16 protein-coding genes are annotated in these 17407 nt (G+C 63.9%); 10 read left to right on the forward strand and 6 right to left on the reverse strand.

Features of this window, described 5'->3' with window-relative positions; all coding sequences use genetic code 11:
* Window positions 1–114 precede the first annotated feature (114 nt).
* A complete protein-coding gene (gene sthA, locus ACELLULO517_RS19550) occupies window positions 115–1557 on the forward strand; it encodes a Si-specific NAD(P)(+) transhydrogenase (protein WP_227309102.1) in 1443 nt (480 codons plus the stop codon).
* Window positions 1558–1639: 82 nt separating this feature from the next.
* On the opposite strand, the gene ACELLULO517_RS19555 is transcribed toward sthA, so the two are convergent.
* The gene (locus ACELLULO517_RS19555) at window positions 1640–2812 is read right to left on the reverse strand and encodes a hypothetical protein (protein ID WP_227309103.1); all 1173 of its coding nucleotides are present in this window, start codon (window positions 2810–2812) and stop codon (window positions 1640–1642) included.
* Window positions 2809–3711 (reverse strand): glucosamine inositolphosphorylceramide transferase family protein, encoded by a 903-nt coding sequence (locus tag ACELLULO517_RS19560; RefSeq protein ID WP_227309104.1) that lies wholly within the window; start codon window positions 3709–3711, stop codon window positions 2809–2811. The genes ACELLULO517_RS19555 and ACELLULO517_RS19560 overlap by 4 nt, the downstream gene beginning before the upstream one ends.
* Before the next feature lie 210 nt (window positions 3712–3921).
* On the opposite strand from ACELLULO517_RS19560, the gene ACELLULO517_RS19565 reads away from it, so the two are divergent.
* Together ACELLULO517_RS19565 and spt are read left to right on the forward strand one after the other, a co-directional pair.
* Window positions 3922–4188, forward strand: a complete 267-nt coding sequence (locus ACELLULO517_RS19565) for an acyl carrier protein (RefSeq protein WP_227309105.1) — start codon at window positions 3922–3924, stop codon at window positions 4186–4188.
* Window position 4189: 1 nt separating this feature from the next.
* Window positions 4190–5398, forward strand: coding sequence for a serine palmitoyltransferase (spt, locus tag ACELLULO517_RS19570; RefSeq protein WP_227309106.1), 1209 nt, complete (start codon window positions 4190–4192; stop codon window positions 5396–5398).
* A 2-nt stretch (window positions 5399–5400) separates the two neighbouring features.
* Here the strand turns inward: spt and ACELLULO517_RS19575 are convergent, their stop codons facing one another.
* Together ACELLULO517_RS19575 and ACELLULO517_RS19580 are read right to left on the reverse strand one after the other, a co-directional pair.
* Window positions 5401–6288 carry a hypothetical protein gene (locus ACELLULO517_RS19575; RefSeq protein ID WP_227309107.1) on the reverse strand — a complete coding sequence of 296 codons (888 nt, stop codon included), beginning with the start codon at window positions 6286–6288 and terminating at the stop codon, window positions 5401–5403.
* A gap of 10 nt (window positions 6289–6298) precedes the next feature.
* The gene (locus tag ACELLULO517_RS19580) at window positions 6299–7279 is read right to left on the reverse strand and encodes a diacylglycerol/lipid kinase family protein (protein ID WP_227309108.1); all 981 of its coding nucleotides are present in this window, start codon (window positions 7277–7279) and stop codon (window positions 6299–6301) included.
* On the opposite strand from ACELLULO517_RS19580, the gene ACELLULO517_RS19585 reads away from it, so the two are divergent.
* Window positions 7279–8211 carry a metallophosphoesterase family protein gene (locus tag ACELLULO517_RS19585; protein ID WP_227309109.1) on the forward strand — a complete coding sequence of 311 codons (933 nt, stop codon included), beginning with the start codon at window positions 7279–7281 and terminating at the stop codon, window positions 8209–8211. The two genes, ACELLULO517_RS19580 and ACELLULO517_RS19585, sit on opposite strands and share 1 nt — an antisense overlap.
* On the opposite strand, the gene ACELLULO517_RS19590 is transcribed toward ACELLULO517_RS19585, so the two are convergent.
* Window positions 8186–8611, reverse strand: coding sequence for a DUF2141 domain-containing protein (locus tag ACELLULO517_RS19590; RefSeq protein ID WP_227309110.1), 426 nt, complete (start codon window positions 8609–8611; stop codon window positions 8186–8188). The genes ACELLULO517_RS19585 and ACELLULO517_RS19590 overlap by 26 nt on opposite strands.
* Before the next feature lie 180 nt (window positions 8612–8791).
* Here ACELLULO517_RS19590 and ACELLULO517_RS19595 point away from each other — a divergent pair, with 180 nt between their 5' ends.
* From ACELLULO517_RS19595 to ACELLULO517_RS19620, 6 genes are all read left to right on the forward strand, one after another.
* Window positions 8792–10156 (forward strand): LptF/LptG family permease, encoded by a 1365-nt coding sequence (locus ACELLULO517_RS19595; RefSeq protein WP_227309111.1) that lies wholly within the window; start codon window positions 8792–8794, stop codon window positions 10154–10156.
* Window positions 10153–11214 (forward strand): LptF/LptG family permease, encoded by a 1062-nt coding sequence (locus tag ACELLULO517_RS19600; protein ID WP_227309112.1) that lies wholly within the window; start codon window positions 10153–10155, stop codon window positions 11212–11214. Before ACELLULO517_RS19595 ends, ACELLULO517_RS19600 begins: the two co-directional genes overlap by 4 nt.
* Window positions 11215–11604: 390 nt before the next feature.
* Window positions 11605–12759: a GNAT family N-acetyltransferase gene (locus ACELLULO517_RS19605; RefSeq protein ID WP_227309113.1), complete on the forward strand. Its 1155-nt coding sequence runs from the start codon at window positions 11605–11607 to the stop codon at window positions 12757–12759.
* Window positions 12756–13535: a nucleotidyltransferase family protein gene (locus ACELLULO517_RS19610; protein ID WP_227309114.1), complete on the forward strand. Its 780-nt coding sequence runs from the start codon at window positions 12756–12758 to the stop codon at window positions 13533–13535. The genes ACELLULO517_RS19605 and ACELLULO517_RS19610 overlap by 4 nt, the downstream gene beginning before the upstream one ends.
* 43 nt (window positions 13536–13578) lie before the next feature.
* A complete protein-coding gene (locus tag ACELLULO517_RS19615) occupies window positions 13579–15330 on the forward strand; it encodes a fatty acyl-AMP ligase (protein ID WP_227309115.1) in 1752 nt (583 codons plus the stop codon).
* Window positions 15327–16274 (forward strand): NAD-dependent epimerase/dehydratase family protein, encoded by a 948-nt coding sequence (locus ACELLULO517_RS19620; RefSeq protein ID WP_227309116.1) that lies wholly within the window; start codon window positions 15327–15329, stop codon window positions 16272–16274. Before ACELLULO517_RS19615 ends, ACELLULO517_RS19620 begins: the two co-directional genes overlap by 4 nt.
* Here the strand turns inward: ACELLULO517_RS19620 and ACELLULO517_RS19625 are convergent.
* Window positions 16255–17373 carry a hypothetical protein gene (locus ACELLULO517_RS19625; RefSeq protein ID WP_227309117.1) on the reverse strand — a complete coding sequence of 373 codons (1119 nt, stop codon included), beginning with the start codon at window positions 17371–17373 and terminating at the stop codon, window positions 16255–16257. The two genes, ACELLULO517_RS19620 and ACELLULO517_RS19625, sit on opposite strands and share 20 nt — an antisense overlap.
* Between the last annotated feature and the right edge of the window lie 34 nt (window positions 17374–17407).

Consider the following 17407-nt stretch of genomic DNA (forward strand, 5'->3'; position numbering starts at 1 on the left):
CCAGGATCAAGCGAACGTCACATTCAGCACACGAGGGGCGGTAACGATCCGGGCGTTTCATAGCCGCCCGGTCGTGCTAGAGTGATGTTGCGGCTGCGAAGGGACACACATCGCGTGTTGGCATATGACTTCCTCGTCATCGGTAGCGGCCCTTCCGGTCGCCGCGCCGCCATTCAGGCTGCGAAGCTGGGCTATTCCGTGCTGGTCATCGAAAAGGGCCGGCGGGTCGGCGGCGTATCCGTGCATACGGGCACCATCCCGTCCAAGACCATGCGGGAAACCGTCCTCAACCTGACCGGATACCGGGAACGCGGCTTTTACGGCCGGGCCTATCGGGTCAAAAAGGATATCGAGGCCGAGGATCTCATGTCGCGTCTGCATAAGACGCTGGACCATGAGGTGGATATTCTGGAGCATCAGTTCGCCCGCAATTCCGTCCGCACCATGGCCGGCGCGGCGCGCTTCGTCGATCCGCATACGGTGGAAGTGACCGCCGAGCATGGCGAAGTCACTCTGGTTCGTGGTGAAAAGATCCTGGTCGCCGTCGGCACCCGGCCTTATCGGCCGAAGGACGTCCCTTTCGACGGCGTCAGCGTGCTGGACAGCGATGAGATCGTCGACCTGAAAAAACTGCCGCGCAGCCTGACCGTGGTCGGTGCCGGCGTCATCGGCGTGGAATATGCGACGATCTTCAGTGCGCTCGACGTCGCGGTCACCCTGGTCGAGAGCCGCAGCACCTTCCTCGATTTCATCGACCACGAGATTATCGAGGATTTCGTCCATCAGCTGCGCGACCGCAATATGGCGATCCGCTTCGGCTCCAAAGTCGCTTCCATCGCCATGGAAGACGGCTGGCCGGTGACGATATTGGAAAGCGGGCGGCGCGTGCGCAGCCAGATGCTGCTCTATTGCGCGGGGCGGGTGGGTGCGACCGATTCCATCAATATGGAGGCTGCCGGACTGACCGCCGATGATCGCGGGCGCCTGCATGTCAATCCGCAGACCCTGCAGACGAATGTGCCGCATATCTATGCGGCGGGGGATGCGATCGGCTTCCCGAGCCTCGCCTCCACCTCCATGGAGCAAGGGCGGATTGCCGCCTGCCACGCCTTCCATATGCCGCTGCCGCCGGCGCCGGAATTCTTTCCCTACGGCATCTATGCCGTGCCGGAGATTTCGACGGTCGGGATGAGCGAGGAGGATGTCCGCAGCCGGGGCATTCCCTATGAATGCGGCATCGCGCGGTTCCGCGAAACGTCGCGCGGCCATATCATGGGTCTGGAAACGGGGATGATGAAGATGATCTTCTCCATCCGCACCCATCGCCTGCTCGGCGTGCATATCGTGGGCGAAGGGGCGACCGAACTCATCCATATCGGGCAGGCCGTGCTGAACCTGAAGGGTAAGCTCGAATACTTCATCGAGAATACCTTCAACTACCCGACGCTGGCGGAGGCGTATAAAATCGCCGCGCTCGACGCCTATAACCGGCTCGCCAAGGGCGCGACCGGTGTCGCGCCGGTCTCCTCGGAGACCGAGACCAAGGCGGCGGAGTAGTTTTCCGTTTGATCGGGTAGACCCGCGGAACAAGTCCGCGGGCGATACTTTTCTTCGTCATCCGCGCAGTCGTTGCGCGGACCTACCCGGTGGCGCTGGCGGAACGGGCCATGAACGCCAAAATCGCTTCGGCCCCGCGCTCCCCGGCCGGGGTTTCGGTCATCGAAAACGTCAAATCCCGTCGTAATTCTTGTGCAGTCTTGAACGCGTCCGGATTGGTGATCGCCCGGTCAAGCGCGGCCGGTAGCGCATCGACACGGGTGATGACCTCGCCCAGCGACCAATGGCCGAAATCGGGGGAGGTTGCGCGATCCTCCCCGCCGGTATTGAAGAAGATCGCCGGACGCGGTTGCGCGATCCACTCATAGATCTGGCTTGAGACGTCGCCGAGATAGATATCGGCCGCGCGCGTATAGCTCATGTCGACGGAGCGCCGGCTGCCGGTATCGATGCGGATGCGCGGATGATCGAGCAGCGTTTTCGGCAGGTTGCCACGCCAACCGATGCGCTTGTGGATGGGCGTGATATGAATCGCGCGCTTGAACAGCATGGTATGCGGCGCGAAAATCAGGTTGAAGCGATCCTGTTGCGCGAACCAATCCAGCACGGCGCGTCCGAAGGGATAAAAGGACGAAATATGCGGATTGAAATGCGGATTGTAGACGACCGTCGGCAGGTCGTTGTCAAAGAAGCGCTCGACCGGCCTTCCGAGCGCAATATCGAATTTGGGATAGCCGATGATGGCGTGGTTGTCTGGGGTGATCAGTCCCCCTGACAGCATCCGGTCCCGCACCTTCTCACCCGACAGCAGCACCAGGTCGAAATGGCGCGTGGTCTTGCGGAAGCCGGCCGCACCGTCACCGGCGCCATGCGGGATATAGATCAGTTTCGGTGCGCTGACACCGAAGCGGGTGCGCAGCAACGTCGTCGTCGTCTCCGGCACGACGATGGCGTCGAAACTGCCGAGAAGGGTCGCATGTTCGCGTAAGATAGCGATGCGCTTGAAGGGCAAGACAGGCCGCAGCAGATGATCCGCCAAGCGGTTCGGCCAGCTGAGCGTCAGGTCATGGAAGGTGACGGCGGTGCCCGGCGCAGCGACGCCGGGCGCAATCAGACTCGCCGCCGTCTCTCGCTGCTCGGCGCTCGATGTCAGCACATGCACATCGACACCACGCGCCGCGAGGGCGGAAGCCACCGGGATCGTATGCGGGATCTGGTGGACGGCATCGTGATTATAGAGGAAGGCGATCTTCATGCGGCTTTCGCCAGCTTATGCCGAAGGATGTGATAGAGCCGAGACACCGTCGCCGGCAGCGAGGCATCCATCCGCTTGACGTCGAGCAGCGTCATCTCCCCCACGGCCGAGAGCGTATGCAACCCGTCCGTATAGGGTGTCATCCAGGCGGGCGCTTGCAATCCGTCGCGGTCTGTCGCGGCGAAGGCGGTCTCGTCGAGATGCGCAATCTCCAGAAGACGGATCGCGGCGCCGTAGGTTCTGCGGCAATCCTGAACTGGTAGGATGATCGATCCACCTTGCAGGATCGGCGTGCCGCCCGGCCGCGCGCTGGCGATGTCGATATGCACCGGATTGCCGGGATGGAGATGCCAAGGTCCGGTCAGACGATCGGCATAGGCGATGTGAAGATGGCTCTGCTTCGCGCGCTTGCTGTGCGATGGCGCATAAAACAGCCACCAGCGGTCTTGCCAGAAGAAGGGCGTCGCATCGATGGCGGCCCCGTCCAGCGGGATCTGGCACACGGCCTCCCATTCACCGGGAAACGTCTTGGCGCGGTAGAGCGTCAGCGTGCCGGACTGGAAGGCTTCCGGCAGCATCCAGATCTCCCCCTCCGCCTCGAACACGAAGGGGTAGGACAGATGCCAGGGTTCCCGCAGCACCGTGCGGCTGTCGAGCAGGGTCAATTGCGCATCATAGACAAGAAGGTCGATATAGCCCCGGCGGTCGCGATAGCTGAAACCTTCGGCGAAGACATGCAACAGGCCGTCGCGCCAGAGGCCGAAGGGATCGGCCCGGAAGGATTGCGCCGGCATTGCTGGCCCCCAGGTGACGCTTGGCTCATCAAACCCTTCCGCCAGGATCGCGGTCAGCGGGCGGTTGATGATCGCGACACGCCAAAGATCCATCGGCCGCAGCATTCTCGCCTCAATCCTTCCTTCGAGAGACCCCATCCTGAGGGCAAAGCGGGGGTCAGCGTGACGGTCGGAGACCCATGGCAGGGGTCAGGACCATGCATGTACCGCTAGATGCGACCGACCGACATTCGTGATAGAGGAGATCCAGAAAATCGATAGGACTGTCCGTGTCATGCCATGCGCACGGACGCTTTTAGTCATGGAGACAAGACCTTGCCCAGCGAAGAGGACGTCATCGCGACGATTGTCGCGGTAATCCGCACCCTGGACGGCGTGACCCCCGCCATGGCGGATGCCGTGACGCCCGAGACCAATATCCTGCGCGATCTCAGCCTCGATTCCATCGCGGTGATGGATTTCATCATGGAGCTGGAGACCGCCTTCAACACCGTCATTCCGCTGGATACCGTGGCCGAAATCGCGACCGTCGGCGATCTCGCCCGGGCGATCACGACCGAACAGGCGCGGACTGCCGCCTGATATGCTCGGAAAATATGCGCATCTCGCCCAGTCCCTGTCGGGACTGCGCGAGGCTGGCACCAATCCCTTCACCGTCGCCTTCGACGAGATTCTGTCGCCGACCACGGCGCGGCTGAACGGCCAGACCGTCGTCCTGCTCGGGACCAATAACTATCTCGGCCTGACCTTCGATGAGAGCTGTATCGCGGCAGCGGTCTCGGCGCTTGAGACCGAAGGCACCGGCACCACCGGGTCCCGCATCGCCAACGGCACCTATAGCGCGCATGTCGCGCTGGAAAAGCAGGTCGCCACATTCCTTGGCCGGCAGGATGCGATGGTCTTCACGACCGGGTATCAGGCCAATCTTGGCATCATGGCGGCGTTGGCCGGGCGCGACGATCATCTTCTGCTCGATGCCGACAGCCATGCCAGCATCTATGACGGCTCGCGCCTCAGCGAAGCGCAGGTGACGCGATTCCGCCATAACGATCCGGACGACCTCTATCGCCGCTTGCGCTATCTGGCCGATAAGCCGGGCGACAAGCTGATCGTCGTCGAAGGCATCTACAGCATGCTGGGCGATGTGGCGCCCTTGGCCGAATTCGCTGCCGTGAAGCGCGAGACGGGCGCCTATCTTCTCGTCGATGAGGCGCATTCGCTGGGTGTGCTCGGCGAACACGGCCGTGGCCTTCAGGAAGTGGCGGGCGTCGAGGCGGATGTCGATTTCGTCGTCGGCACCTTCAGCAAAAGCCTAGGCAGCATCGGCGGCTTCTGTGCCTCCGACATGCCGGGTTTCGAGGTGCTGCGCGTCGCCTCCCGCGCCTATATGTTCACGGCCTCGATGCCGCCGTCGATCGCGGCGAGCGTGACCCAGGCTTTCGAGGTGATGGCCGCGCGTCCGGACCTGCGGCAGGCGCTGACGCGGAACGCGGAGGCTCTGTATCAGGGTCTGTCCAAGGCCGGGTTCCGCCTGGGCCCGACGCCGAGCCCGATCGTCTCCGTCCGGCTGACCAAGCCGGAGCTTGCGGTCGCCTTCTGGAACAAGCTTCTGGCGCGCGGGCTTTACGTCAATCTGGCTTTGCCGCCGGCGACGCCGGCGCGCGAATCTCTTCTTCGCACCAGTGTCAGCGCCGCCCATAGCGAAGCCGATATCCGCTTCGCGGTGGACGCCATCGCCTCCGTCGGCGAGGAGCTCGGTATCATCGGGGCGACGGTCGAAGCGGCGGAATAAGGCTAGCTGAGCGCGCCTATCCTTCTGAGCCGCCAGAGTAGGAACGGGGCGGCGAGGATCGGGTGGCGGCGCTGCCAGGGCGAAAGCTCCAGGCGGACGCCGCTATGGCGCTGCAGCTTCCACAGCAGATAATCGGCGCCGCCGGCGAAGGTGAAGGCGGCTTTCACCAGCCGCAGCAGATTGAGCGGCTTGCCGCAGAAGCGGCGCAATGCCCAGCCGCCGAACGGGGCCTTGGCCGCCGGATGCCCTCCGGCATCGAACAGCCCGTCGAACCAGGCGGCATTGGTCTCATACAGCACGCTGGGCTGGTTCGCTCGCTCCGGCCGCAGCTCCGCCCGATAGGTTTCGCGGAAGAGCCCTTCCCAGACAGTACCCGCGTTTTCGGCGGCCGGGTTCAGCCAACGTCCCCAGGCGAGCGCGGTGCCGGCGGCTTGCGTCAGCAGGGCGGTCACGCGTTTTCGTGCCGCATCATCGCGTGCATAGAGGAGAGACGACGGCTGGGAAAAGCGCGTCCAGATCGTGGTGTCGAGCGAGCCTGGCCGCACGCGACGGTCGAATTGGCGGACCGAGAGCATGGCGACCTTGGCGCGCAATCCATCAGTCCCGGCCCCAGCGGCCATCAGCATGACATTGGGCGGCAGTGCCGCATTCATCAGCGCCGGAAAGGCGCGCCGATGAAAGGCGCGATGGCCATCGTACAGAATATAAAGATCGATGAGACCGGTCAGATCGCCCGTCCGACGGCAGGAGCCATAGAACAGAATAGCCGCAACCGCTTTGCCTCGGCTGTCGAGAATCTCCTGGACCAAGGCGGCCATTGCCGGTGGGGCAGGGCGGTCCAGTTCCGCCGCGATCAAAGGCCCGAGCGCCTGTTCGGCGCCCACGGTCATAAGGCGGATGTCACGGGGCGACGACCGTGACGCTGGCGGCCGCAGAGAGAAGAACACCACCCGAGCGGGGCTCGAAAGCCTCCCCGTCCAGAATAAAAGGCTGGGTCAGCATCAGGCGCAGCGCATTGCCCCGACCGGAGCGGTAGCCGCCGCGTAGCATCCAGGGTTTGGGGCGGCGCATCAGCATATTGGTGAGCCCGGCGACAAGGCGCCGGGGCGAGGCGTCGATATCCAGCCAGCGGATGCCGCCCTGACCCTTGCCCCAGAAAGGCCAGAGGCCGAGCATGAGGCTGTCCAGCGTTGTCGCCATCACCAGCATGCGCTGACCGTCGATCGCTGGGCGATCACCCACCGTCAAGGTCATCGGCCAGCCCTGTTTGATGGCGGGGTCGCGGCCGAGAATGGCGCGCAGCGCCGTCAAAGTGACGGTCGCGGCGACCTCCGCCCCATGGCGCAGCCCGCCGCCGCGCACGGCCGCATTGGCGGTGCGCTTGACCTCGGTGAAGCTCGCCGCGCCGAACAGGAAGCCGAAGATGGGGTCGCGCGCCGGTTCGTCCGGCCAGGAGACCTGCAGCAGCGGGCAGACCTTGCGGGTCAGCCGGTTCTGAGCTGCCGCGATGAGAATCTTTTCGAGGGCGGCGCTGTCGCTGCCGGCACTGCCCAGAACGCGGGCCGCCAGATTGGTATTGCCAGCCGATAGAATGGCGATCTCAGGCATGTCGTCGGGATAGGCGTGCGGCATGGCGCTGATGACGTCGCGCAAAGTGCCGTCGCCGCCGCAGACGATCAGCAGCGTCACACCGTCCGCCGCGAATTGGGCGAGGGTCTTGTGCAGTTCGGGCAGACCATCCGGAGAGGCTGCCTGCACTTCAGGGTGGCGTGCCAGGACCGCGGTGAAGTCGGCCGGCTTCGTCTTGTTGGCGTGGCTGCGCGGATTGATAATCAACCCGATGCGCCGGGGCGCCTGCGTAGAAGAGGTTATCTGACCCAATGCAATTCAGCCTTGCCCATCTCTCCGACCTGCATCTGCCGCCCCCGGCGGAAGCGATGTCGATGCGGGATCGAAATCTGAAAAGCGTCCTTGCCAAACTGTCTTGGCACAGGAAGCGCAAACGAATTTACACACTGCACCCGGCCGCGGCTTTACTTGCCGATATCGCGGCGCAGGCACCCGATCATATTGCCCTGACAGGAGACATCACGAATTTCGGCCATCCGGCGGAATTCGTGGCGGCTAGACGCTATCTCCAACAGATAGGAGCACCGCATGATCTTTCGGTAGTTCCCGGCAATCATGATCGGACAGTTCCGTTGCCATGGCAAGATAGTCTTGAGCAATGGCAAGACTGGATGTGCAGCGATGCAGAAGAAGCCGTCTTGAGCGAGGGGGGATTTCCTTTCCTGAGACGTAGAGGCGATCTGGCGATTATCGGGGTCGATTCGGCCATTTTGACCCCGGTCTTTAAGGCCTATGGCGAGATCGGCATGACTCAAATGCACAGGCTGGCAGAGCTGCTGGAGGCAACCGGACGCCAGGGGCTGTTCCGTGCCGTCCTCATCCATCATCCCCCGACCATGAGCCTGGGCGGGGAACGCAAGGCACTGCGCGACCGGGCTGCGCTATGCGCGGTTTTGGCGCAGCATGGTGCTGAGCTCATGATTTCAGGCCATCACCACATCACTCGATTGGATGGAGTGCAGGGGCCCAGCTATAGAATTCCCTCTTTCGGCGTGCCGGCGGCTTTGGCGAGCAAAGCGCGGCCCGAATGGGCTGGTTGGCATCTGCATCGCATCGAAAGGGTGGAGAGCGGTTGGCATCTCACCTCCGCCCTGCGTCGCTACAATCCGATACGCAATGTGTTTGAGCCTGGTGGGGAGTGGAGCTTCAGGCTTCCCGTCAGAACGGATGCAATGACATGGTGATGTGGGCACCTGCCGCCGTCACGGTGAAGGCGACGGCGTGAAAGCCCGGCGGCGCCAGCAGATTGCGCGGATTGTTGGAGAAACCGTAATCCTCGGCCGGCAATCCGAGGAAAGTCTTGTCGAAGCGGTGGTTGTTATTGGCGTCGTCATAGATCGCCACCGCATAGGTGCCAGGACCCGAGAGCGCGAAACAGCCCTGCACGCTATTCGCTGTGACCGGCACGCGCATGATGTCGATGCTGCCGTGATGGGCCAGGAATTTGGCCGGGTCGTCGCCATAGAGCGTGAAGGTGATATTGCCCCCGGCATGGCGGATATTGGTGACGGTCATCAGCAGGCGCGGCGCCGAGGGCGACACGCCGGGCGCGTCACAGGCGACGCCGGACTCTGTCGCCGCCAAGGCGGGAAAATCGCCTGAAACGCCTAACAGAAGCCCAATCAGACAAGCCATAAGCCAGCGGCCGGGCGCAAATGTCATCGGAACTCAGCCTCGAGGCAAGAATACATGACGCGGATCACGCGACTGAATGATATTGCGACGCAATAGCATTGGAGGTCATAACAGTCAGCACACCAGCGCATGATGGCGGGCAGTCTCGCCGCCGTGACCTTTTTCTGCAAGAAGACCTTATCATCATCGGGCGCCCGGCGATCCATCGCCCTCGGCACCGACGCCGACTGGAATGAAACGGTAGATCTCTTGGGCTTTTCTGTGCGCGCCCCTCACGCGCGGTCCCCCCGCACGCTGGAACGCTATCTTCTGTCGCTCTGCGCCCGCCCTTTCGCGGCGACGTTGCTCGTGGTGCTGCCCGCGCTGCTGCTGGAGCGCCTGCTGAGGCTGTTCAACCTGTTGGCCGACCAGAACGTGCCGGCCCAGTTCGTCGGCCGCATGCTGGTCGATCTGGTGCCGCAATACCTGGGTCTGGCCCTGCCGGCGGCGCTTTTCCTGGGTATCTACTTCGTCATCGCCCGGATGAGCGCCGATAACGAGTTGGAGGCGATGCAGAATGCCGGCCTGTCCATGGTCTGGATCAGCCGTCCCTTCTTCATCCTCGGCTTCCTGCTCATGCTGGTCGCCTATGGGCTCTACGGCTATGTCCAGCCGCTGGCGCGCTACGCCTTCCGCGAGGCCTTTTGGGCCGCGACCGAAAGCGGCTGGAACGCGACCATTCCACCCGGCCAGATCATCCATGTCTCGAAAAACCTCGTCGTCACGGCCGATGGCGCCGAGCGCGGCACCGGCGCGCTGCGGCATGTGCTCGCCTTCCAGCGCAAGACGGATGGGACCGAGCAGGTGACGACCGGCGTCACCGGAACCGTCTCCCTGGTCGGCCGGGGCGCCGATGTCCTGCTCACGCTCGACAACGGCAAGCGGCTGGATCTGAAGCCCGACGGCACGATCGGCACCGAGACCTCGGCGACCTCGGCGATGGAGCGCCCCTTCGTGCTGCCGATGCGCGCCTTTCGCGCGCGGGGCAGTGACGAGCGCGAGATGACGACCGGCGAACTTTGGTCCGCGCGCCACGACAAGAATCCTCCGCAGCCGCTGCGCCGGATGAACGGTGAGCTCTACAGCCGCATCATCCGGTCGATCTCCATGGCGGTGCTGCCTCTGATGGCCGTTTCCATCGGCATTTCGGCCAAGCGCGCCAAGCGCCAATACGGCATCAGCGTCGGTTTCCTGATCCTGATCCTGTACGATCACGCGATCCAACTGACGGCCGCGCTCGGCACGGCCGGGCTGATCGATCCGCGTGCGCCGCTCTGGGCGATTTTCGTTGTTTTTAGCGCTTTCTGCTTCTGGATGTTCCGCCGCGCCTCCCGTCATACCAGCGAGGGGCCGCTCGATCCGCTCTTCGCCCGGATGGAAGATGCGGCGTCCTTCTGTCTGCGCGGCGTGCGATGGCTGGGCGGCGGTTGGGCTCGGAAGCAGCCGGCCCGATGATCCGCGCCTATCTCACCAGGCTTTTCCTCGGCCGGATGCTGGCGGCGCTGATCGGCCTCTCGGCCATGCTTCAGATCCTCAATCTGCTGGAGAATGCTGGCACCATCTTCGCCCATGGCGGCTTTCGGGACATCCTGCATTTCATCGCGCTGCAACTGCCCGCCATCGTCAGCGAAATGCTGCCGCTCTCAGTCCTGATCGGCGCGCTGATGGCCTTCCGCCGCCTTGCGGCGGATCTGGAGGTCACGACGCTGCGCGGCGCGGGGATGAGCCTGTGGCAGATGGTGGGCGCGCTGATGCCCGTCTGTCTGGTCCTTTGCGTCTTGCAATTCGCCCTGCAGAACGAGGTGGCGCCGAAGGCCGACCGCGCTTTCGCCAATTGGTGGGCGGCGACCATACCGCCCGCCGCGGATAGTCCGCCGCCGCGCATCTGGCTGCGCGCCGGCAGCGACGTTGCCGCCGTCGACAGCGTTTCCACGGACGGGCGCACGCTGCGCGGTGTGATGGTGCTGGAGCGTGACGGGCAGGGTGAGATCAGCCTGCGGCTGGACGCGCCGATCGCCCATTTCGGGCCGGCCGGCTGGGTGCTGCAGCAGGTCCGCGTCACCCGGCCCGAGGCCGCGCGGGTGCAGGATGTGGCGACGATGCCCTGGCCGCAGGGACCCGAGCCCGCCAATATGCAGGCGCTCGCCTGGCCCACGGATAGCATCACTTTGGGCCGCATCCTCGCCGTGCTGCACGGGCATTGGGCAGGCTCGCAAGGGCTTGGCTATTACCGGACGGAATTGCAGGCGGCCTTCGCCGCTTTGCTCAGCCCGATGATCATGCTGCTGCTGGCGGCCCCCGTTCTGCTCGCCCCGCCGCGCTCCACCGGCAATACGCGGGCGACCGCGACCGGCCTGGCGTTGGGCCTTGGCTTCGCTGCCTCGGCCGGGCTACTGAATGCCTTCGGCCAGTCCGGCGCGCTGCCGCCCTGGCTCGCCGGCTGGATGGCGGCGCTGTTCTTTTTCGCTTTCGCCTGCCTGCGTTTGAGCCAGGCGGACGACAGCGAAGCATGACATTTATTCAAAACAAGCCGGCTAATTTCCTTGACAGTCTTACGCGACAGGATGTCTTGCGACGGCTGAGGAGAAGGTAATGCACAGGCGCTGGCGGAAGGAGGGCCGAGATATCGATCTCGGCCGCATGCTGTTGAAGGACCCTTGTCCGGCCGATGCCGTTCATCCAACCATCCCATTTGATGTTGTGCTGGCATTTATCGCGGGCGTCTGTGAGATTGGACTAGCGCCCGTCCTGCGGCGTCTGACGGATGCCCATCGCCTCATGAGTCGTTTCTGCGCTAGAACGGTGGAATTCTTCGTCGCGCGCGTCATGTCTGGTCCTATGCCGGGACGCTGTTACGCCTCCAGACGCAACCCGCTGTTCTGCTCCGGCGAGGCCAATTGATCATGGCAAGCACGACATTCGGCGATATCGAGATTCTGTCCGTGACGGGGCCTGCGCTGCTCAAGCGCTTCATCCGTCTGCCCGACCGCATCATGGCGCCGGATCCAAACTACATCCCGCCGCTGCATTCGGAACGGCAGGCGGCGCTGACGCCCAAGGGCAATCCCTTCTTCGGCCATGCCGACGCGGCTTTCTGGCTGGCGCGAAAGAACGGCGTCGATGTCGGCCGTATCTCCGCCCAGATCGACCATCTGACGAAGCCCGAGCCTGAGGCGCCGATCGGCAATTTCGGCATGCTGTCGGCCATCGACGACAAGGCGGTCTTCGCGGCGCTGCTGGCGACCGCCGAGGCCTGGCTCGCCGAGCGTGGCATCAAGCGTGTGCAGGGACCGTTCAGCCTTTCGATTAATGAGGAATCGGGGCTGCTGATCGACGGTTTCGATACGCCGCCGATGCTGATGATGCCGCATGACGCGTCCTATGTGGCCGCGCATATCGACGCTGCCGGCTATGGCAAGATCCGCGATCTTTATGCCTATCTCTGCGACACCACGGCCGCCTTGCCGCCGCGTTCGGCCGCCATGGTGGCGCGCGGATTGCCGAGCAACGTCACCCTGCGCCCGATGCAGTTCAAGACGCTGAAGCAGGACATCGCCTCCCTCGTCAGCATCTTCAACGATGCCTGGGCGACCCATTGGGGCTTCGTGCCGATCACCGAGCCCGAGGTCGATCACATGGCCAAGGCCATGCGCCCGCTGCTGCATGAAAAGCTGATCTGGTTCGCCGATGTCGACGGCGAGCCGGCAGCCTTCGGCCTCTGCCTGCCCGATCTGAATGCCGCGATCCGCGATCTTTCGGGCAGCCTATTGCCGCTGGGCTGGGCCAAGCTGCTGTGGCGCCTGAAGGTTTCAGGCGTGCCGACCGCGCGCGTGCCCCTGATGGGCGTGCGCAAGCGTTACGGCGAAGGCATGCTCGGCCGGCTGCTGGCGTTGCATGTGGTGGAATCCCTGCGCCGCGAGGCCTTGGCGAAGGGCATCAAGGCGGTCGAAATGTCCTGGATTCTTGAGGACAATCTGCCGATGCGGCATTTGGCGGAAGCGGTTGGCGGCCGCCAGTACAAAACCTACCGCGTCTACGAGAAAACCCTCACGGCATGACCGGCCCGGCCACACTGACGGCCCTGATTCTGGCCGGCAGCCGCGACGGGGCTGCCGATCCGCTGGCGATCCAGGGTGGCGTCTCGCATAAGGCGCTGCTGCCCGTGGACGGCACGCCGATGGTGCTGCGGGTCATTCGCGCGCTGCAACAGAGCCCTGCCGTCGGTCGAATAATCGTCGTCTGCGAGCGCAAGGATCTGCTCGATGACTTGCCCGAAGCCGCCTCTGTTGCGGTCCGTCACGCCGAGACTTCACCAAGCGCCAGTGTCGCTGCCGCTTTGGCAGAATTCGGCACGCCGTTGCTTGTGACGACGGCGGATCATGCGCTGTTGACGCCTGAGATCGTAAAATCTTTTCTCTCCCTGGCGCCATCCAGTGCCGACGCTGTGGCCGCAGTGGCACGGTCGGAGATTATTTGCGCGGCTTACCCTGATACGCGACGCACATGGCTGCGTCTGCGCGACGGGCTGTTCAGCGGCTGCAACCTCTTCCTGTTGCAGCACGAAAAAGCCAGTCTTGCCGTCGTTTTTTGGCGAAAATTGGAAGCCCATCGGAAGCATCCCTGGACCATGGCGCGACTGATCGGTTTATCGGCGCTCGTCGGTTATGCATTCAAAACCTTGACAATGGACAAGGCAACTAGGCTTCTTAGCCGTAGAAGTGGTGCTTCACTTGCGGTTATTACTCTTCCTTTCGCGGATGCGGCGGTCGACGTCGATAAACCCGCGGATCTCTTCCTTGTCGAAAGGACTCTGGCGGCGCGACGTGCGGCCTGAGTTCTCCCTTATGTCAAACGTTGCTTAGTCTGGATCACCGAATTTGGATCTCCATCTTTCGACTGGACCGACTCCCACGCTGAGCGGGCTTGCTCTGCGTGCCGGTGATTTCAGAACTTTGCCCGAAGCGCTCGACTATGCGGCGGAGGGTCTGACTGGTCTCAACTTCTACTCCGCGCAGGGCGAGCTCAGCGAAGCGCTCGGCTATCGCGGTCTGCGCCACGATGCGATCGATCTTGCCTATCGGCTGATGGGCCTGGGTCTCACCCGCGGCGACAGCGTCGCGATCATCGCCGAGACCAGTCCGAATTTCGTGCGGATCTTTTTCGCCTGCCAATATGCGGGGCTGGTGCCCGTGCCGATGCCGCTGCCCTTCGCCTTCGGCGGGCGCGAGACCTATATCGCGCATATCGAGCGGCTGGCGGATGAGGCTGAAGCGCGCGCGCTTTTCGCCCCCACGACGCTGATTTCCTGGCTGGCGCCGATGGCCGAGGCCCGCAGCATGCGCCTGTGCGGCACCGTCGCCGATCTCGCGGAGATGGAGATACAGGACGTCGTCCTGCCGGAGATTAGGCCCGAGGATACCGCCTATCTGCAATTTTCCTCCGGCAGCACGCGCTTCCCGAAGGGCGTCGTCATCCAGCAGAAAGCGCTGATGGCCAATGCCGCCGGCATTTTGGCCCAGGGCATGGAAATCGGCCCGCAGGACCGTGCCGTCTCCTGGTTGCCGCTGTATCACGACATGGGTCTGGTCGGCTTCCTGCTCAGCCCGCTCTGCGGTCAGGTGACCGTCGATTTCATCGCGACGCAGGATTTCGCGCGCCGCCCGCGCCTATGGTTGTCTCTGATCTCCCAGAACCGCGGTACGGTGTCCTATTCCCCGAGCTTCGGTTTCGATCTTTGTACCCGCCGCCAGCGGACCATCGACCGTGACAGCCTCGATCTGTCGACCTGGCGCATCGCGGGCATTGGCGGCGATATGATCCGCCCGGCCGTGCTCTCCCAATTCGCCGATACCTTTGGCAGCTGCGGTTTCAAGCCGGAGGCTTTCCTGCCGAGCTACGGCATGGCCGAGGCGACGCTTGCCATCAGCTTCGCGCCGGTGGGCCTGGGCATCGAGACCGAGACGATCGATCTTGACCGGCTGGAGCAGGACGGACTGGCCATGCCGCCGCAGCAGGCGGACGCGCGGGCGCGCACCGTCGTTCACTGCGGCTTGCCGTTGAAGGGCCATAAGGTCGAGGTGCGCGGCCGTGACGGTGCCGTGCTGGGCGACCGCCAGGTCGGGCGCGTCTTCGCGCGCGGCCCCAGCATCATGCAGGAATATAAGGGCCGTCCGGTCGAGACGCTGGAAAGCCTGTCGGATGACGGCTGGCTGGAGACGGGCGACCTTGGCTACCGCATCGGCGAGACGCTGGTCATTACCGGCCGCGCCAAGGATCTGATCATCATCAACGGTCGCAATATCTGGCCGCAGGATCTGGAATGGACGGTGGAACGCGCCGTGCCGCAGGTCCGTACGGGCGATTGCGCCGCCTTCTCGATCGAAGAAAACGGCGGTGAAGTGCTGGTGGTGGCGGTCGAAGCCCGCGGCATTGCGGACGCCGCCGCCGGCAAGCTGCTGATCGAGGAAGTGCGCGGCGCTTTGGTCAGCTATCATGGTGTGGACAGCCGGGTCGTTCTCGTGCCGCCGGGCAGCCTGCCTTACACCTCCTCGGGCAAGCTCAGCCGTGCCAAGACGCGGCAGAGCTACCTGACAGCTGCGCTGCCGACCGTGGCCGCGATGGCGGCATGACGCTTCCGGTCGCGGCCCTTACGGGCGGCACCGGTTTCCTCGGTCGCTATATCGCCCAAGCCTTTGTCGCTGCCGGCTGGCGCATTCGTCTGCTGACGCGCGGCGCGCCCATTCACCCCATGCTGGAAGACCTGCCTCTGGATCTGGTTCTGGGCGGGTTGGACGATGCCCGCGCGCTGACCCAACTGGTCGCGGACGCGGATGTCGTCATCCACGGGGCAGGTCTTGTGAAAGCCCGCAGCCGGGCCGAATTCCTGTCCGTCAATCGTGACGGCGCGGCGCGGGTGGCGGCGATCGTCGCCCGTGCTCCGCAGTCCCCCCGCCTGGTCATGATCTCCTCTCTCGCCGCCCGCGCGCCGGCGCTGTCGCTTTACGCCGAGAGCAAACGGGCGGGGGAGGAGGCGGTCAGGGCCCTGCTGGATGAGACGCGCGGTATCATTCTTCGCCCCTCCGCCATCTACGGACCTTGGGACCGCGAAGGCTTGGCGATACTGCGTCTGGCCGCCGGCCGCTTTGCGCCGGCCATCGCCGCGCCCGAACCGCGCATTGCCATGATCCATGCGCGCGACGCGGCGGCGGCGGCGCTGGCTGTCGCGACGTCGGACAAGGCCCGTGGCACATACGACATCGCGGATGCGCGCTGGGATGGTTACGGCTGGCGGGAATTGCTGGGCGTCATCGGCGGCGCGCTGGGCCGTGCGCCGATTGCCTTGTCCATTCCGGATGCCGTTTTGCAGACAGCCGGCGCGATCAGCGACGGGTTTGCCGCATGGTCCGGTCAGGCCGCGATCTTCGGGCGCGGCAAGGTGCGGGAAATTCTGCATCGGGATTGGAGCATTGATCCCGCGAACCTTATCCCAGCCGATCTGTGGCAGCCGGTGATCGATTTGGAGACCGGCATGCGAGAGACGGCCGCGTGGTGGCTCAGTACGAAGCGCCCATAAAACCCAGAATCGCGTCTGCGGCGCGGATGGTTGCGCCCTGACGTTCGCCGAGGGACGCCGCCGCAAGGTCTTCCTGCTTCGCCCGATACAACGCATGCCGCGCTGGCGCGGCGCGGATGGCTGGCATCAGGTCCTTCGGATCGTCGATGACATCGCCCAATTGCCAATGCGCGAAATTGGGATCGCCCTGCCATTTGATGCCATGGGCGTTCAGAAAGACGCAGGGGCGCGGCGTCGCCAGGAACTCATAGACCTGGCTGCTGACATCGCCGACATAGATATCGGCGGCACTCGTATAGGTCATGTCGAGCAGCCGGTCGGAACTGGTGTCGATCAGAATGCGGTCCGTGCCGCGCGCTTCCCATGACGCGCGCAGGCCGGACTGCTGCCGGCGGAACATCTTCACATGCGGCGCGACGATGAGATTGAAGTCGTCCTGGGCCGCGAAATCATCCAGCATCGGCGCGATGAAACGCGACCAGGACGTCAGTTTCGGCGCCTTATGCGCGTTATAAAGCACGATCGGGCCGGTATCTTTGAATAACGGCGCCTGCGCCCGCTGCAACTGCGCGCAGACATCGAGTTTCACGGCGCCGACCATGGCATAGCCGTCCGGGGAGACGAGGGTCTGCTCCAGCATGCGCTTGGCGATCTTCGGCCCGGCGACGAGCACGAAGTCGAAGCCCTTGGTGTGGTGGGTGAAGCCGCGCGCGCGATCCCCGAAACCATGCGGCAGCAGAATAAGCTTGGGATGCGTGATGCCCAGGCGCCGCGCGTAGCAAACCGTATCCTCGACCGCGAAGATGGCGTCATAGGCGTCAAGTTCGCTGTGATTGTCCCACATGGTCAGCATTTTGAACATGCCGAAGCGGCGCAGCGCGGTTTGCAGAAGGCGCGTCAGCCAGGACCCCTTCAGCCGGCGATAGGCCATGGGCTCTGCGCCATAGGCCTGCCTGATCCGTTCGAGGTGATGGGGCGATTGCGGGTCGTTGTAGTAGCTGACGACATCCACGCCCGGACGCCTGGCCAGTTCCAGCGCGATGGACGCGCCGTGATAGCATTGATAAGCCTCGGCAATGTAGAGAAAGGCGATCTTCATCTTGGCTCCTGTCTACAAACTCCCTGCGCCGCCT

The sequence above is a fragment of the Acidisoma cellulosilyticum genome (assembly GCF_020621385.1).
GTDB lineage: Bacteria > Pseudomonadota > Alphaproteobacteria > Acetobacterales > Acetobacteraceae > Acidisoma > Acidisoma cellulosilyticum.

Excerpts from the sequence above, each read along its gene's own strand:
- ACELLULO517_RS19555 (WP_227309103.1), bottom strand. The coding sequence starts at position 2,812 with ATGAAGATCGCCTTCCTCTATAATCACGATGCCGTCCACCAGATCCCG.
- ACELLULO517_RS19560 (WP_227309104.1), bottom strand. The coding sequence starts at position 3,711 with ATGCTGCGGCCGATGGATCTTTGGCGTGTCGCGATCATCAACCGCCCG.
- spt (WP_227309106.1), top strand. The coding sequence starts at position 4,190 with ATGCTCGGAAAATATGCGCATCTCGCCCAGTCCCTGTCGGGACTGCGC.
- ACELLULO517_RS19575 (WP_227309107.1), bottom strand. The coding sequence starts at position 6,288 with ATGACCGTGGGCGCCGAACAGGCGCTCGGGCCTTTGATCGCGGCGGAA.
- ACELLULO517_RS19585 (WP_227309109.1), top strand. The coding sequence starts at position 7,279 with ATGCAATTCAGCCTTGCCCATCTCTCCGACCTGCATCTGCCGCCCCCG.
- ACELLULO517_RS19595 (WP_227309111.1), top strand. The coding sequence starts at position 8,792 with ATGATGGCGGGCAGTCTCGCCGCCGTGACCTTTTTCTGCAAGAAGACC.
- ACELLULO517_RS19600 (WP_227309112.1), top strand. The coding sequence starts at position 10,153 with ATGATCCGCGCCTATCTCACCAGGCTTTTCCTCGGCCGGATGCTGGCG.
- ACELLULO517_RS19605 (WP_227309113.1), top strand. The coding sequence starts at position 11,605 with ATGGCAAGCACGACATTCGGCGATATCGAGATTCTGTCCGTGACGGGG.
- ACELLULO517_RS19610 (WP_227309114.1), top strand. The coding sequence starts at position 12,756 with ATGACCGGCCCGGCCACACTGACGGCCCTGATTCTGGCCGGCAGCCGC.
- ACELLULO517_RS19620 (WP_227309116.1), top strand. The coding sequence starts at position 15,327 with ATGACGCTTCCGGTCGCGGCCCTTACGGGCGGCACCGGTTTCCTCGGT.
- ACELLULO517_RS19625 (WP_227309117.1), bottom strand. The coding sequence starts at position 17,373 with ATGAAGATCGCCTTTCTCTACATTGCCGAGGCTTATCAATGCTATCAC.